The 15,828-nt window shown below is 71.2% G+C and carries 14 protein-coding genes; 4 read left to right on the forward strand and 10 right to left on the reverse strand.

Annotated features, from left to right (window positions below):
* Positions 1–61 precede the first annotated feature (61 nt).
* Positions 62–1,750, forward strand: coding sequence for a PQQ-binding-like beta-propeller repeat protein (locus tag MCHT01_RS11635; protein WP_148661501.1), 1,689 nt, complete (start codon positions 62–64; stop codon positions 1,748–1,750).
* A gap of 17 nt (positions 1,751–1,767) precedes the next feature.
* Here the strand turns inward: MCHT01_RS11635 and MCHT01_RS11640 are convergent, their stop codons facing one another.
* From MCHT01_RS11640 to MCHT01_RS11675, 8 genes are all read right to left on the reverse strand, one after another.
* Positions 1,768–2,481, reverse strand: coding sequence for a hypothetical protein (locus MCHT01_RS11640; RefSeq protein WP_067065498.1), 714 nt, complete (start codon positions 2,479–2,481; stop codon positions 1,768–1,770).
* Between the two features lie 206 nt (positions 2,482–2,687).
* A complete protein-coding gene (locus MCHT01_RS11645) occupies positions 2,688–2,903 on the reverse strand; it encodes a hypothetical protein (RefSeq protein WP_067065499.1) in 216 nt (71 codons plus the stop codon).
* Positions 2,890–4,287 (reverse strand): class II fumarate hydratase, encoded by a 1,398-nt coding sequence (locus tag MCHT01_RS11650; RefSeq protein ID WP_067065500.1) that lies wholly within the window; start codon positions 4,285–4,287, stop codon positions 2,890–2,892. Before MCHT01_RS11650 ends, MCHT01_RS11645 begins: the two co-directional genes overlap by 14 nt.
* A 332-nt stretch (positions 4,288–4,619) precedes the next feature.
* Positions 4,620–5,861: a DUF1501 domain-containing protein gene (locus MCHT01_RS11655; protein WP_245643240.1), complete on the reverse strand. Its 1,242-nt coding sequence runs from the start codon at positions 5,859–5,861 to the stop codon at positions 4,620–4,622.
* A gap of 18 nt (positions 5,862–5,879) precedes the next feature.
* On the reverse strand, positions 5,880–7,457 hold the full coding sequence (locus tag MCHT01_RS11660; RefSeq protein ID WP_067065501.1) for a DUF1800 domain-containing protein: 1,578 nt from the start codon (positions 7,455–7,457) through the stop codon (positions 5,880–5,882).
* Between the two features lie 117 nt (positions 7,458–7,574).
* Positions 7,575–7,994 carry a DUF2442 domain-containing protein gene (locus MCHT01_RS11665; RefSeq protein WP_067065502.1) on the reverse strand — a complete coding sequence of 140 codons (420 nt, stop codon included), beginning with the start codon at positions 7,992–7,994 and terminating at the stop codon, positions 7,575–7,577.
* Entirely contained in the window at positions 7,981–8,229 is a 249-nt protein-coding gene (locus MCHT01_RS11670; protein WP_067065503.1) for a DUF4160 domain-containing protein, read from the reverse strand. Before MCHT01_RS11670 ends, MCHT01_RS11665 begins: the two co-directional genes overlap by 14 nt.
* A 187-nt stretch (positions 8,230–8,416) precedes the next feature.
* On the reverse strand, positions 8,417–12,004 hold the full coding sequence (locus MCHT01_RS11675) for an indolepyruvate ferredoxin oxidoreductase family protein (RefSeq protein ID WP_067065504.1): 3,588 nt from the start codon (positions 12,002–12,004) through the stop codon (positions 8,417–8,419).
* 173 nt (positions 12,005–12,177) lie between these two features.
* Here MCHT01_RS11675 and MCHT01_RS11680 point away from each other — a divergent pair, with 173 nt between their 5' ends.
* A complete protein-coding gene (locus MCHT01_RS11680; RefSeq protein ID WP_067065505.1) occupies positions 12,178–12,648 on the forward strand; it encodes an Lrp/AsnC family transcriptional regulator in 471 nt (156 codons plus the stop codon).
* Positions 12,649–12,765: 117 nt separating this feature from the next.
* Entirely contained in the window at positions 12,766–13,464 is a 699-nt protein-coding gene (locus tag MCHT01_RS11685; protein ID WP_067065506.1) for a CBS domain-containing protein, read from the forward strand.
* A 68-nt stretch (positions 13,465–13,532) separates the two neighbouring features.
* On the opposite strand, the gene MCHT01_RS11690 is transcribed toward MCHT01_RS11685, so the two are convergent.
* Positions 13,533–13,967, reverse strand: coding sequence for a hypothetical protein (locus tag MCHT01_RS11690; RefSeq protein ID WP_067065507.1), 435 nt, complete (start codon positions 13,965–13,967; stop codon positions 13,533–13,535).
* Positions 13,968–14,144: 177 nt separating this feature from the next.
* Between MCHT01_RS11690 and MCHT01_RS11695 the strand changes: the two genes are divergently transcribed.
* Positions 14,145–14,693, forward strand: coding sequence for a protein phosphatase CheZ (locus tag MCHT01_RS11695; protein WP_067065508.1), 549 nt, complete (start codon positions 14,145–14,147; stop codon positions 14,691–14,693).
* Positions 14,694–14,781: 88 nt separating this feature from the next.
* On the opposite strand, the gene MCHT01_RS11700 is transcribed toward MCHT01_RS11695, so the two are convergent.
* Positions 14,782–15,600, reverse strand: coding sequence for a M90 family metallopeptidase (locus MCHT01_RS11700; RefSeq protein WP_067065509.1), 819 nt, complete (start codon positions 15,598–15,600; stop codon positions 14,782–14,784).
* Positions 15,601–15,828 lie beyond the last annotated feature (228 nt).

The raw sequence follows: 15,828 nt of genomic DNA on the forward strand, positions 1-15,828 counted from the left end.
CAAGAAGCGGACGCGCGCCCGCGCGATCCGTTGACGGGTCATGCAACGTCAGGGAGTGACCATGCGAAGGATTCGATCGCGGCCGCGGGCCGCGTGGGGCGGCGCCATGCCCGTGGCGGCGTCGATGATGGCGACGGCGATGATGGCCGGTTGCGGCGGGAATCCTTTCGAGCCCGACCAGGTCGACATGTTCGCGCTGAGCCAATCCAGCGTCTCTTGCGGCGCCGAGCCCGGGACCACCTGCGCGGAGGTCACGCTCTACGCGACGCCGATCAATGACATGCCGAAGGAGGTCCGGCCGGGCTGGACCGAGCACCCGTCGGATGGCAAGACCCTGGTGATCGACCACGTCTACCGCAACCTGCAGGCCGACGGCCGGTGGCAGCTCAGTGTCGGCTTCTCGAACGCGATGAAGCCGGGCCTCTACAGCGGCACCATCGAGCTCGGCACGGACCCGGTGGGCGACATCCTGGCGCCCTTGCCGGGCAAGCGCAAGACGGTGAGCTTCAGCTACCGCGTCGAGGTGACCGCGGACCCGGCGACCCGACCCGCGCTGCAGGCGGTCGCGGGCGCCGGCGATTGGACGGGTGCCGGCGGTACCGCGACGCGCGACGGGCGCGTGGCGGTGACCGTCGACCCGACGAAGATCAAGCGGCGCTGGACCCGCGCCCTGCTGCCGGTGGCCGCCAGCATCGCGCCCACGCCGCTGCTGAGCGCCGGCCAGGTCGTGCTGGCGGGATGGCGGCTTGAGGATGCCAATCCGCTGAGCGGCGCCACGGTGCTGAACGAGACCGACGGCACGGCGGTCTGGAGCGGCGCGCTGCCGATGAAGCCCGATCGGGTGCTCGGCCTGGGAGATCGCCTGCTGTTCTCCGGCGCGACCGCGGACGGACTCCTCTCGGATCTGGCCGTGGTGGCGCGCGGGGACGCGACGGTCGTCGGCCAGGCGACCGGCGTGGCGGACGCGTCGGAGGAGGGCTGGACGCTTGGCGCCGGCAACCTGTTCGTCACCGGTGCCGGCGGCGGGAGCGTGACGGCACGCGGCCTGAGCGATCTGAAGACCCCGCGCTGGAGCACCTCCGCCTACAACCCGCCGCTCGGCTACGGCGGCTTCATCAGCTGGGGCCTGACGGTCTCGGGCAGCACGGTCTATGCCAATGTCGGCGGCCATCTGCTCGGCTTCAGCACGGGCGATGGCTCGCGCGTGGTCGACATCGCCGTGCCCGGCAAGGGCCCCCGCCTGCTGCTGAACACGCCGTTGTCCCAGTCGCCGGTGCTGATCGATGCGTCGACGGCCGCGGTCGTCACCCATCGCGGCACGAAAGCGGGCGAGGCGGTCGACAACCAGCTGAGCGTGGTGGACCTGGCGGGCGGCGTCACGCGCTGGACGGCGGCGGGCCAGTTCATGGACCTGCCGGTGGCCGGCAACGGCGTCGTCTACGCCTCCAACCAGAAGACCCGGGCCGTCGAGGCGCGCAGTGCGGCGGACGGCAGCCTGCTGTGGTCCTGGCCGATGGAGACGGCGGACCAGTACCTCCAACGTCAGATGGTGCTGACCAACGGGCACCTGTTCGTCTCCACCGATCGGCAGACGGTGGCCCTCGACCTGGCGACCCATCAGCCGGTGTGGCGCTATGGCGCGGGCGGCGTGCTGGGCATGTCGGCGAACGGGACGCTGACGCTCGCGATGAGCCGGGGCGGCAACGCGACGCCGGTGACCTGGCTGTTCGTGGCCTTCGACGTGCGCTGAGTCCGGGGCGGCGGCGACTACTCGTCGCGGTCGAGCGCCCGAGCCCACAGGGACGCGGCGGCCGTGAACATCGAGGGCGCCGCGTCGGTCGTCGCCAAAGCCGCCGGATCCCGCGCCAGCGCCAGCCATGCCAAGGTGTCGTGATGGCTGCCCGGCAGCAGGTCGCGTGCGCGCTCGGCGCTCAGCCAGGCGTGCAGCGCGGCGTAGCGCGCCGGGTGCCGGCGCGCGGTCCAGGCCAGCGCGACGAGATCGCCGTAGCCTTCCTCGCGGCGCGTGGACTTCATCGACAGGTAGGCGCGTCGCAGATCCTCGCTGAGGCCCTCCGGGACGCGCGCGGCGGCGAAGCCCGCCGGCAGCGCGAACCAGGCGCCGTCGAGATAGCGCCGGCAGTGACCGAGCTCGTGCGCGGCCATCAGCTCCAGCGCCTCGGCCTCCAGGCCCTCGGGCAATCGGGTCAGTGTCGCTTCGCCCTCGGGATTGCCGCGCAGGCTCAGCACCAGCTTGCAGCGTCCGTCACGGAAGCCCAGCGCCAAGGGCGCCGCGTCGGGCGCGTCCTGCGGCTGCACCACCACGTCGACCGGCATGCCGTCGGACCTCGCCTGCATCAGCACCGGCGTCATGCCCGCGATCCAGCGCTGCTCGAGCGGCGTGAGACCGGCGGCCTGGGTGGTGGCGGGGAGGGCGAGCAGGACCGCGGCGGCGGCGCTCAGCGTGGCGAACAACTGCTTCATCACGGCGTCTGCGAAAACGTGGCGGTCGGAACGACCGGGGAGGGCAGAGCACCGATGGTGACGGGCGAAGCGCCGCTTGTGGGACTCGCGCATGCCGCGCGATCGGGACGAGCGTGACGGGATGCCGGATGTCGGCGGCGAATCGCGACCGCCTTGCCGCGGAGGCCGCGCGCACGTCCGCCCGCGCCGGTGGCATCGGCCGCGCGCTACAGCCGCGACCCGGCTTCCCGCAGCAGCAGTGCCGCGCCCGCGAGCAGGATCAGCAGGCCGACGGCGCGACGCAGGCGTCCCACCCTGGCGGGCGGTCGCCCGCGCGCCGCGGTGACGCCGTCCGCGCCGTGGCTCGTGCCCGGGGCGTGCGCGCGCGCGGAGCGGCCCTGACGCGGGCCGCCGTGACGGGGGATCGCCTCAGAGTCCGCCATCGGTGAGCTTGGCCGGATCCAGCATCTGCTGGAGGGTGGCGCGGTCGAACTCGGTCATCTCCTCGGCGACGTCGAGGATGGGCCGCTTCTCCGCATAGGCGCGCTTGGCGATCGCGGCGGCCTTCAGGTAGCCGATCTCGCGGTTCAGCGCGGTGACCAGGATCGGGTTGCGCGCCAGCGCGTGCTGCAGGCCCTCGACGTTCACCTTGAAGTCGCGGATCGCCTGTTCGGCCAGCGCCTTCGACGCGGCGGCCAGCAGCGCCAGGCTGTCCAGCAGGTTCGTCGCGATCAGCGGCAGCATCACGTTGAGCTGGAAGTTGCCCGACTGCCCCGCGATCGTGATCGCCGCGTCGTGGCCGATGACCTGCGCGCAGACCATGGTCACCGCCTCCGGAATCACCGGATTCACCTTGCCCGGCATGATCGACGAGCCCGGCTGCAGCGCGTGCAGCTCGATTTCGGCCAGGCCCGCGAGCGGGCCCGAGTTCATCCAGCGCAGGTCATTCGAGATCTTCATCAGCGTCACCGCCACGCCCTTGAGCGCGCCCGACAGCGCCACCGCCGTGTCCTGCGCCGACAGCGCGGCGAAGAAGTCCGGCGCGGGCCGGAAGGTCAGGCCGGTGAGGGCGGACAGCTCCTCGCAGAAGCGGCGCGCGAAGTCCGGATGCGCGTTGATGCCGGTGCCCACGGCGGTGCCGCCCTGCGCCAGCTCGCACACCGAGGGCAGCAGCGCCCGCAGCTGCGCGCGCCGCGCGTCCACCTGCGCGAGCCAGCCGCCCAGCTCCTGCCCCAGGCGCAGCGGCATCGCGTCCATCAGGTGGGTGCGGCCGGTCTTGACGTGGTGGCCGACGCTCTGGATCTTGTCCTGCAGCGTCTGCGCCAGCAGGTCCAGCGCGGGCAGCAGCTCGCCCTGCAGCGTCTGCGCGGCGCTGACGTGCAGCACCGTGGGGATGGAATCGTTGCTGCTCTGTCCGGCGTTGACGTGGTCGTTGGGGCTGACGGTGATCGCGTTCGGTCCGCCGGCCAGCAGGCGCGTGGCCAGCGTCGCCAGCACCTCGTTGGCGTTCATGTTGCTGCTGGTGCCCGAGCCGGTCTGGAACACCTCCACCGGGAAATGCGTCATCAGCTGCGGGTCCTGCAGCAGCTGCGCCGCGGCGCGGTCAATGGCCTGGCCGATGTCGGCCGGCAGCTGCTCCAGGCTGACGTTGGCGCGGGCCGCGGCGGCCTTCTGCTGCAGCAGCGCGCGCACGAAGCGCTCGGGCATCGGATGGCGGCTGATGGCGAAGTTGTCGACCGCGCGCTGGGTCTGGGCGCCGTACAGCGCGTCGATGGGGACGGCGACGTCGCCCATGGAGTCACGTTCGATGCGGGTGGCCTTGATCATCGGGAATCCTTCTTGGCTGCGTCCATGCCGGACAGGTTGGAGGCAGCGTACCAGTGGGCTCCCACGCGCGCCTCGCCCGTTCGGGCAGGCCGCGCGCCTGACGCGGTCAGCTGGCCCGGGCCGCACGTGACGCCACGTGGGCCTGCAAAAAGAAACAGGGTTCGCGTCGCCGGGATGCCGATCCGGTGGCGACGCGAGCCCTGCGCAAATTGCATTGATCGCGGGCGTTCCGCAGGAGTCTCTTGTCGTTTGAATCCGATGCTAGATGAGAATTGCTCGCATCTGCAAGCCGAGGCTTGCAAGCGCTTGCAACCGTTGGGGGCTTTGCGGGCTCAGACCAGCTGCAGGTCCTTGGGCGCGATGCCGGGGAAGACGCGGGCGAGCGCCGCGTCCGACAGACCGAACTGGCGCTTCCACAGGCCGCCGAGCACCGCGCGGTAGTCGTTGAGCACCGGGTAATCGCGGTTCTGGAACAGCGTCTTGGCGGTCAGCGGGATCTGGTCGCCGGCGACAGGGGATCCGGAGGCCAGCCCGCCGCCCAGCAGCCAGTACACGCTGCCATGGCCGTGGTCGGTGCCGCGGTTGCCGTTCTCGCGGAAGGTGCGGCCGAACTCGCTGATGACCATCACCGTGGTCTGGCGCCACAGGTCGAGGCCCAGTTCCGACGAGATCGCCGCCAGGCCGCGGCCGACCTCCTCGAAGCGATTGGCCAGCGGGCCGGTCGCGCCGCCCTGGTTGACGTGCGTGTCCCAGCCGCCGATGTCGATGAAGCCCAGGCTGAAGCGGCCGCGCATCAGCGTGGCGATGCGGCGCGCCTCCAGCTCGAAGCCCTTGGCCGGGATCGCGTTGCGGCCCGCGGCGTCGGTCATGGTCTTCATCTTGTCGGGCGACAGGTCGCGCGCGAGCTCCTCGCGCAGCGCCAGGCCTTCCTCGACCGAGGCGCCCAGCGCCTGGCCCTGGTACATGCTGGCGATCAGCGCGCGGTTCCTGGCGTCGACGGCGGGCCGGGCGGTCTCGCGCAGCGCCGCGTTGGCGATGCGCACCGGGCCGCGGAAGGCCACGGGCAGTTGGTCGGTGAAGGACAGCGCCTGCTGCGCGTCCAGCTCCGCCGCGAGGCGGTTCAGGAAGCCGGAGTTGTAGTCGCGCGAGCCGCCCACCGGCTGGCCCAGCTCGATGCTGTCCTGGGTCTCGAAGTGGCTGCGCGACAGGTCCTCGGTCCCGGCGAAGGGGATGAAGCGCGCCTGCCCCGCCTGCATCAGCGGGTGGACCGAGTTGCGCAGCGCCGGATGCAGGCCCCAGTCCGCAGTGACGGGCAGCGCGGCGTTCGGGTCGGGCGCGCCGCTGGCGGCGGTGACCGGACCGGGCCGGGCGATGGCGATGCGGGGGCGCTGCTCGTAGTAGAAGCTGCTGCCGGTGGGGACCAGCAGGTTGGTGGCGTCGTAGCCGCCGCGCAGGAAGACCAGCAGGAAGCGCGGACGGTCCGCGCCGGCCGCGAACAGCCGCACGCCGGGCATCGCGAGGCTGCCGGCGGCCAGGGTCTGGAGCAGGTGGCGTCGGTTCAGGACGAAGGACATGGCGGGTCTCCGGGCGCGTCAGCGATACATGAAATCGGGGCTGGACAGCAGCAGCGTCAACCATTGCTGCGGCGTGGCGGTCTGGGCCAGCGCGGTGCGCGTCGCCGGCGCGAGCGAGGGTTCGATGCGCGCGCGCAGCGGCTTGAGGTCGGGCATGGGCACCGGGGTGTTGCTGCCGTCGGGCCTGAACAGCGCGACCGCGCCGCCGCCGATCTGGCGCGCGATCTCGAAGCGCTGCGTCATCTGCCCCGGGCTGTCCCAGGCGTCGGCGGTGAGCGGGTAGCCGTCCGGCGTGAGCTTGTCGTAGAGGCCCTGGCCCAGGCGGCGCATCCAGTTCTGCAGCGGCTGCGCGTTCTGCAGCGACTGCTGCTCGAAGCCGGCGCGCAGGCTGGACAGCAGGTAGTGGTGCGGGTCCTTGAACTTGGGCGTGTCGGCGGCCGTGAAGCGCGGCGAGTAGAACAGCGGCCTCAGCGTCGCCGGGATGTCGCCCTTGCTGCCGAGGAAGGCCGCGGCCATCGCGTCGACGAGGTCCTGCGGCGGCTGGTCGCTGAGGAAGAACACCGCGAGCTTGCGGCTGACGAAGCGCGCGGTCGCGGGTTGCGCGACGAGCAAGTCGTGCACCTGGTCGAGCTCCTTCTCGCCGCTGCCCTTGATGGTGTGGCCCAGGAGGACCTTGTCGCCGAAGTCGTGGCGCGCGGGGTGGAACTCGAACAGCCCGTCGCGGCGGTACATCGACGCGAACTTGGGCGCGACCTTGGCCGGGTCCGGATCGACGCGCACGCCGAAGCCGGTCAGCACGCGGGCCAGCTCCTGCACGTCGCGCTGCGTGTAGCCGCCGTCCACGCCCATGGTGTGGAGCTCCAGCATCTCGCGCGCGTAGTTCTCGTTGATCGCGCGCACCGCGTTCTGGTCGTTGTCCAGGTAGCGCAGCATCGCCGCGTGCCGGGCCACCGCGCCCAGCATGTGGCGGAAGGACCCCAGCGCATGCGGCCGCAGCGCGCGGTCCTGGTAGTCGGACAGCAGCAGGCGTATGTCGCGCTTGCCCTCGTGCACGTTGAAGTGGTTGAACCAGAACCAGCTCAGGTGCTCGAGCAGCTGCTGCTCCGAGTAGAGCTCGCGCAGCAGCTGGCGCTCGCCGGTCTCGCGCGCGGCGCGCTGCTGGGCTTCCTGGTAGGCCTTGCGCGCGGCGACGCGATCCTCCTCGGAGCCGCCCTTGTCCCCGTTGCGGCGGAAGGACTCGGCGGACCAGACGCGCGACACCACGTCGCCCTGGCTGATGCCCAGCGCGTCGATCTGCGCCTGCAGCGGCACGGCCAGCGGCGCCTTGGGGTCGGCCTTGATCTGGCGCTCGACATAGCGGCCCCAGCCCACCGACCCGATCGCGTCGAGCTGCGACTGCGTCGCGCCCCAGCCGATGCGGTTGGCGGCGCGCAGCCGCTGGGCCGGATCCATGGGGATGTCCGGGGCCGAGGGGAGCCCGCCGCAGGCCGCGAGCGCCGCCGCGGCGGTGGCGCCGAGCAGCAGGCCGCGACGGCCGATCGTGGGCGTGGGGAGGTCGGCGCGCGGGCCGTGCGGGGCAGGTGTCGAGGCGGACATGCGGCAAGCATGCCGCCCCCCGGACAAGCCTGTCCAGGGGCCTTTGCGCTACTTCACAGTTGTCAGCGCACGCTTGTCCGATGCGTCACGGTGCTTCATGCCGCGCCATCGCGGCCTTCACGGCCGCCTGACCTGCCAGGGCACCGCGCGCAGCGGCGCGGCGCGCGCCATCGCGCGCATCCATCGCCGGGTGCCCATCACCCCCTCGAGCAGCCCCGGCAGATACACGTCCGCGTTCAGGCGCGGGAAGTGCAGCCCGTGGCCGGAGGGCGAGATCTCCGCCTCGGTCAGGTCGTCGACCTCGGCGCAGCCCAGGCCCTGCACCAGTCGGGGGGCGAAGGCGAGCTCCACGCCGGTGTCCAGGATCACGATCAGGCGGTCGGTCTCGCCGTCGTAGCGCACCGCCACGGCGGCGGGCAGCAGCGAGCGCTGCAGCTCGCCCTGGCGCTCGGAGGCCTCGAAGTCGGCGGCCGAGATCGACGGGCCGCGCGGCGTGGGCGGCTCGTCGAAGCGGTCGAGCGCATCAATGCCGGCCATGGAGCGTCCTCCAGTCGGCGCACAGCCGCGGCATCTGGTCGGCCAGCAGCTCCGCGATGCGGTTGAGCCGCGCATGGGTGAAGAAATGGTGCTCGCACAGCTCGGGCGGACCGTCGGGGCAGCGCAGCGCGAAGCGCGCTTCGCCGCCCTGGCCCATCACGTGGATCTGCGCGGGACGCTGATCGTTGAGGTAGATCACCGCGCGCAGGCCTTGGAACTTCAGGATCGTCGGCATGGGGAGCACGCCGCGGTCCGGCACGGCCGGTCCGGGGCGGGGAGGAGTGGAGGGGACGCTCAGCTTCCCCGTCCTCGACGTCGCGCGCCTTGACGAATGTCGACTCGCGCGTGATCTCCCGGCGCTTTCCCCCATCAGGACGTGGGGACCTCCCCCGGCATGTCCCACACCGGGGGGAGGCCGAGTCTCAGAGCTCGGCGACGCCCTTCACCCGCGCGGGGGCCTGGGTCAGCGGAATGATCGCGACCGGCGCCTCGACGGCGCGGCCGTGGAAGCGGTCCAGCAGATCCTTCCACTGCGCGCGCACGGTCGCGACGTTGGCCAGCTTGACGTGGCCGTAGCCGCGGATGCCTTCGGGCAGGCGGGCCAGCTTGGTCGCGATCTCCAGCTTGTCGGCGCTCAGGCCGCGCAGCAGCTCGTCCACCAGGGCCTCGTAATCGCGGATCAGCTGGCGCTCGACGCGGCGCTCCTCGGTCTTGCCGAACAGGTCCAGCGCGCCACCGCGCAGGCCCTTGAACTTCGCCAGCGCCTTGAGCGCCTTGAAGGTCCACGAGCCCAGCTCGACCTTCTTCGCGCGGCCGTCGGCGCCGGGCTTGGAAAGCATCGGCGGGGCCATGTGGAAGCTCAGGTGGTCCCAGTCCTCGAACTGCGCCTTGAGCGCGGCCTCGAACTTGCCGTCGGTGTACAGGCGCGCGACCTCGTACTCGTCCTTGATGGCCAGCAGCTTGGCGTAGTAGCGGGCCACGGCCTTGGTCAGGCGCAGGCCCTTGCCGGCCTCGCCCAACGCCTGCTCGGCGGCGCGCACGCGTTGCACCAGGGCCTCGTAGCGCGAGGCGTAGGCGGCGTCCTGGTACTCGGTCAGGAAGGCCTTGCGGCGCGACACCAGACCCGGGCGGCCGTCCTTGTCGTCGAGCTGGTCGAAGTTGAACCACTGCACGGCCGAACCCGCCTGCTCGCCGGCGAGGCGGCGCAGCGCCTCGGGCGCGGCGATGGCCAGGCGGCCCAGCGCGAAGGCGGTCTTGTTGTTCTCGACCGCGACGCCGTTGAGCTCGATCGCGCGCATCAGCGCCTCGAAGGACACCGGCACCAGGCCGCGCTGCCAGCAGGCGCCCAGCATCACGATGTTGCTGGGCATGGTGTCGCCCATCAGGCGCTGGGCGATGTCCTGCGCGTCGATGCTGGCCAGCAAGTCCTGACCCTCCCCGACCGCGTGACGCATCTTGGCGAGCAGCGACTCGGCCTGCAGGCTGGCATCCGGGTTGCGGACGAAGGCGGCGGTGGGCAGCTCGTGCGTGTTGGCCAGGATGACGGTGCGACCGGCCTTCACCGTGGCCAGCGCGTCGGCGCTGGCGCCCACGACCATGTCGCAGGCCAGCAGCACGTCGGCCTGCTGCGTGTCGATGCGGACCTGGTTGAGCAGGTCCTGCGTCGGCGCGACGCGCACGAAGGACAGCACCGCGCCGCCCTTCTGCGCGAAGCCCATGAAGTCCAGCACCGAGCTCTGCTTCCCTTCCAGGTGCGCGGCCATGGTGACCAGCGCGCCCACCGTCACCACGCCGGTGCCTCCGACACCGGTGACCAGCATGTCGAAGGGGCCCGTCCACGCCCAGGTCGCGGGCGGCGTGATGGCGGCGATCTCGCGCGCCAGATCGGCCGGCCCGAAGGCCGCGCCGGCGCGCTTCTTGAGCTTGGCGCCGTGCACCGAGACGAAGCTCGGGCAGAAGCCGTTCACGCAGCTGAAGTCCTTGTTGCAGCTGCTCTGCTCGATCGCGCGCTTGCGGCCGAAGTCGGTCTCCACCGGCACCACCGACAGGCAGTTGCTGGCCTGGCCGCAGTCGCCGCAGCCCTCGCAGACGGACTCGTTGATGAAGATGCGCTTGTTCGGGTCGGGGAACTCGCCCTTCTTGCGGCGGCGGCGCTTCTCGGCGGCGCAGGTCTGGTCGTAGATCAGCACGGTCACGCCGGCGATCTCGCGCAGCTCGCGCTGGACGGCGTCGAGCTCGCTGCGATCGTGGAAGGTGGTGCCGGCGGGGAAGAGGCCGTGATGGCCGTCGTACTTGTCGATCTCGTCGGAGACCACGACCAGGCGCTTGACGCCCTCGGCCTCGACCTGGCGCGCGATCTGCGGGACCGAGGTCTGGCCGTCCACCGGCTGGCCGCCGGTCATCGCGACCGCGTCGTTGTAGAGGATCTTGTAGGTGATGTTGGCCTTGGCCGCGATGGCCTGCCGGATCGCCAGATAGCCCGAGTGGTAGTAGGTGCCGTCGCCCAGGTTCTGGAAGACATGCTTCTCGGTGGTGAAGCGCGAATGCGCCGCCCAGTCCACGCCCTCGGCGCCCATCTGGATCAGGCCGGAGGTGCCGCGCTCCATCCAGCTGGCCATGAAGTGGCAGCCGATGCCGGCCAGGGCGCGCGAGCCCTCGGGCAGCTTGGTCGAGGTGTTGTGCGGGCAGCCCGAGCAGAAGTAGGGTTGGCGGCGCACGCCGTCGGCGCCGTTGGACAGCAGGCAGGGCGTCAGGAAGTCGACGACCAGATGGCGGCGGTCCAGCGCGGGGTTCAGCCGCGCGAGCCAGTCGGCCACGGTCGGCATGATGCGCGAGGGGCGCAGCTCGCCGAGCGAGCTCAGCACCGCAGCCCCGTGTTCATCGGACTTGCCGACCACGCGCGGACGCTGGGCATCGGGCAGGTGGTAGAGCAGCTCCTTGATCTGGCGCTCGACGACGGGGGCCTTCTCCTCGATGACCAGCATGTCGGTCAGGCCCTGCGCGAACTCGCGGATGCGCGTCGGTTCCAGCGGATAGACCAGGCCGACCTTGTAGACCCGCACGCCCGCCGCGGCCAGCGCGTTGGGGTCCAGGTCCAGGCGGCGCAGCACTTCCATGAAGTCGTAATGCGCCTTGCCGACGGTGACGATGCCCAGCGTCGCGCGCGGGCTGACCACGATGTGCTTGTCGATCGAATTGACCTTCGCGAAGGCCAGCACCGCGTCGATCTTGTGCGCGAGGCGAGATTCCAACTCCAGCGAGGGCAGGTCCACCGAGCGGATGTGCAGGTTGGTCGGGGGCGTGTGGTCGACGGGGCGTTCGAAGTCCAGCGGCACGGCGTCCAGGTCCACGGTCATGCCGGACTCGACCACTTCCGAGATCGCCTTGAAGCCGACCCAGGCGCCCGAGAAGCGCGACAGCGCCCAGCCGTAGAGGCCGAACTCGAGGTACTCGGCGACGTTGCCCGGATGCACCAGCGGCATGGACCAGGCCTGCAGCGCGAGGTCGCTCTGATGCGGGGTCGACGAGGACACGCAGCCGTGGTCGTCGCCGCAGACGACCAGCACGCCGCCCTGCGTCGCCGTCCCGTAGACGTTGCCGTGCTTGAGCGCGTCGCCGGAGCGGTCCACGCCCGGGCCCTTGCCGTACCACATGGCGAAGACGCCATCGACGGTGCGCTTGGGATCCAGCGCCACGCGCTGCACGCCCAGGCAGGCGGTGGCGGCCAGGTCCTCGTTGATCGCGGGCAGGAAGTTCACCTGCGCCTTGTCGAGGAACTTCTTCGCCTTCCACAGCTGCTGGTCGACCATGCCCAGCGGGCTGCCCCGGTAGCCGCTGACGAAGCCCGCGGTCTTAAGGCCGTGACGTTCGTCCTGGGCCTTCTGGGCCAGCAGCAGCCGCACCAGGGCCTGCGTGCCGGTGAGGAACACCTGGCCGGACGTGGCGGCGAGGTTGTCGGACAGCTGGTACGGACGCAGCGCGGGCGCGGCGGCAAGACTGGCTTCGGTCATGGCTTGTCTCCCCCATGCCCCCCAACGGGGACCGGCCGCGCGGACGGGCCGGGCGACCTGGGATGTTCGTTGAAATGAATGGAGGGATTCTTTACGAGACAATGCGCGGTTTCTTGCTCGGTTTGCTCGATCCGTCGACTTGATCGATTGATCCATTCTCAAAAGAGGCTGGAATGGAGAATGAACGTTTCGATCGTGCCACGCGCCTGATCCTGGAGGCGCTCCAGGCCGACGCGCGCCAGAGCACCCAGCAGCTGGCGGACCGGGTGGGGCTGTCGGCCACGCCGGTGTGGCGCCGGGTCAAGGAACTGGAGGAGCGCGGCGTGATCCGCCGCCATGTGGCGCTGGTCGACCGCGAGCAACTGGGGCTGTCCATCTGCGTGCTGGCCAACGTCAGCCTGGTGAGGCACACCGAGGGCGCGGTCGACGCCTTCGAGGCGATGGTCGCCGGCAGCCCGGAGATCGTCGAATGCCAGGCCATCACCGGCGAGGCCGACTACGTCATGAAGATCGTCGCCCCGGACATGAAGGCCTACGACCAGTTCCTGCAGAGCAAGGTGTTCAAGGTGCCCGGCGTGGCCAGCGTGCGCAGCAACGTCGTGCTGCGCGAGGTGAAGTACGAGACGGCTTATCCGGTGCCCTGAGGGTCGTCGGCCCCATCGAGACCCGGATCGACGCGCCGCGCGCGACCGGGGCGCGGCGCCGATGGATGCTGGTTCTCCTCAATGTGCGCCGCTGAACAAAGTGACATTCTTCCGCCCATGTTCTCCGTCTACGGCACATCCGGAAAGATCCTGACCGGCGGTCTGGAGCAGGTCCGCGACCTGGCGCCCGTGCAGGCCGTGGCGCGTACCCGCGCCGTCGCGCCGATCGCGCGCCAGGGCGATCTGACGCCCTCGTCCGTGGTGCTGGCCGCGCTGGGGCAGGGCGGCGGGGGCAACACCGGCGGGCCGCTGCCGACCGGGCCGTCGGCCTATGTCGCCAACGAGGCGCTGGCCGCCTATGCCGGCGACACGACCCGCCAGGTGCTCACCCAGGTCCACCAGCTGATGAGCCGCAAGCTGATCAGCGTGCGCTCCGGCGCGACGCTGCGCCAGGCGCAGCGGACCATGTCCCGCGCGGGTGTGGGTCAGGCCCCGGTGCTGGGGCCGGCGGGCGAGGTGCGGGGGCTGTTCACGCGCGCCGATCTGATGCGCGGCCTGCCGGACGACCTGGACGAGGCGGCCGAGATGGCCGTGGTCGCCCATCGGCTGGCGTCGCCGGTCGACGAGGTGATGTGGACGCCGGTGCCGGTGGCGCTGTCGGACACGCCGCTGCGCGAGGCCGCGCAGCTGATGCTGGATCTGGGACTGCCGGGCTTGCCCGTCTCGCAGGACGACGGCCAGCTGATCGGCTTTCTCTCGCGCAGCGACCTGCTGCGCGGCATGACGCACGAGCCGCCGCTGGACCTCTGGTCCTGAGTCGACGGCGTCGATCGGGCCATCGGCCCGTGGTCATGGCGACGTCGGCCGTGACCTGCGAGGCGCGATCAGTATTTGCGGCCGCCGCGCTGCGCTTCTTCCAGCTCGATGGCCTGCTGGGTGCGCCAGTCGGTGCAGACGAAGTAACCGTCCTCCACGATGCGATCCCGCAGCGAGTCGTCGCCGCGCGCGATGCGCCCGTCCTTGCACACCAGGCTGCCGGTGGGCGAGCCCTGCTCGGACAGCGCCTTGCCGACCATCATGCTGTCGCGCGTGTAGAGCGTCAGCGCCAGCAGCGCCGCGAGCACGCTGAGCATCAGCACCACGCCGACCACGATCTCGCTGGCGTCGCGCAGGGCCGATGGCACCGGCGCTGCGGCGGCGGCGCGGGGCGCGGCGGCGAAGCTGGCGGCCTCTCTCGAGGCCTGCGCGGACGAGGCGCCGCGCGACTGCAGATTCGACCGGTTGACGCCGGTCGACGGACGGGTGGTGGCCATGTTCATGGGACTGATCGCAAGTACAGACGGTCAGTGGACGGACGGGATGAAGGCTACAGGCGACCGGCCCGGGGAACTACTTAAATGCTGGATCAAGGCCCAAAAATGCACGGGTCCCACCACCCCTTTCCGTTGGTTACAGCAGTTGCAGAACTAAGATTTCGGGCTACAGGAACGCCCCTCATGACCACGTCCACCCCCCCTTCCGCGGCCGCCGCGCAGGCCTTGCACAAGCTCTCCAGCGAGCTGCCGGATGCCTGCGAGCGTCTGGACTACGTCAAGCGCATGACCGATCAGGCGGCCAACAAGGTGCTGGGTCTGGTGGAGGGCGCCCAGGAGGATGCCGAGGCGGTGCGCCGTCAGGGCTCGGAGCTGTCCGAGTCGCTGCAGCGCCTGGCGGCGGCGCCCGACCTGAGCGTCGAGCGGGCGCGCGCCATGATGCGGCTGTGCGCGGCCTATGCGGCCAGCGCGTCGGGCTTCGCCGATCGCGTCAAGGGCCTGCAGACCGAGATCATGATGGCGCAGGACTTCCAGGATCTGTCCGGCCAGGTGATCAACAAGGTGCTGGGCATGCTGCGTCCGGCCGAGGAGCCGCTGCAGCAACTGCTCGCCGAGCACGACCAGATCCACCACGTCGCCCCGGAAGCCGAGCAACTGGCCGGCGTGCAGACGCCCGACAAGGCGCTGCAGCAGGACGACGTGGACGCGCTGCTGGCGGAAATGGGCTTCTGAGCGGGACGCCCGCCCGAACGAGAAAGCGCGCCGACCGGCGCGCTTTTTCGTGGGAGCCCGAGACGGCGTCCGGGCCCCGGAGCCGCCCTCAGGCCCACAGCATCGGATCGACCTCGTAGAAGCGGCGCAGCTCCGCGTAGAGCATGGGGTGCGCCTGCGCCAGCGCCCAGGGCTGGCCGAAGAAGCGCTCGCTCGCCACGGCGAAGAACTCCGCCGGTTCGGTGGCGGCGTAGTCGCCCAGCGGATCGGGCTCGCCGGCCGCGAGCCGTGCCCGCAGCAGATCGAAGCTGCGCTGCATCACCTGCGCCCAGCGCGCCTGACGCGCGCGGCCACCCAGCCAGGGCGCGCCGTTCGCGACGCCCTTGACCTGGTCCAGCTGATGCGCGAACTCGTGCACCGCCACGTTGTGGCCCAGGCCCGGCTGCGACGCGTCGCGCAGCACGTCGTCCCAGGACAGCACGACCTGGCCCTCGCCCCAGGATTCGCCGCTCAGCACCTGGCGCTGCTGCATCTGCAGCGGGCCCTGCGCGCGGACGCGGTCCACGATGAAGGCGCCGGGATAGACCAGCACCGAATGCAGCTTGGGGTAGTAGCCCCGCGCGCGGCCCAGCAGCGGCAGGCAGGCGAGGGCGGCGATGGTGATGCGCACCTCGTCGGTGATGGCCTGGCCGGCGCAGCCGATGAAGGACTTCTCGTCGAGGAACACCTGCATGTCGCGCTTGAGGCGCAGCTGCAGGTCGGCGGGCAGGCGTGCCACCTGGGGCACGGTGCGGCGCAGGATCGCGCGCCACGCGGCCGGGAAGGCCCGCGCGCGCAGCGACGCGCGGCGGCGCGCCTGACGCCAGGGCTGGCTCATCAGCCAGAAGCAGATCAGCGCCGCGATCAGCGCCAGGACGACGAGGGCCATGTCTTGCGCCTTTCCTCTTTCGAGGGCGAGGACGTGCGTGGGGCCGCGTCGGGTGCGGGCGTCGGACGCGCGGGGCGATCGAGGCGGCGATCCTGCCCAGATGCGAACGGCGTCACGCCTTTCAAGGCCCCCCGGGCGCAGCCCGCCCCGGCATCGTCGCGGCGACGCGCGCGCACGACAGCGGCGGGGCCTGGTGCCCGGACAATCGCGCCCTCGGCCACCGGTCGG

Source organism: Mitsuaria chitosanitabida ATCC BAA-476 = NBRC 102408 (assembly GCF_001598255.1).
Classification (GTDB): domain Bacteria; phylum Pseudomonadota; class Gammaproteobacteria; order Burkholderiales; family Burkholderiaceae_C; genus Roseateles; species Roseateles chitosanitabidus.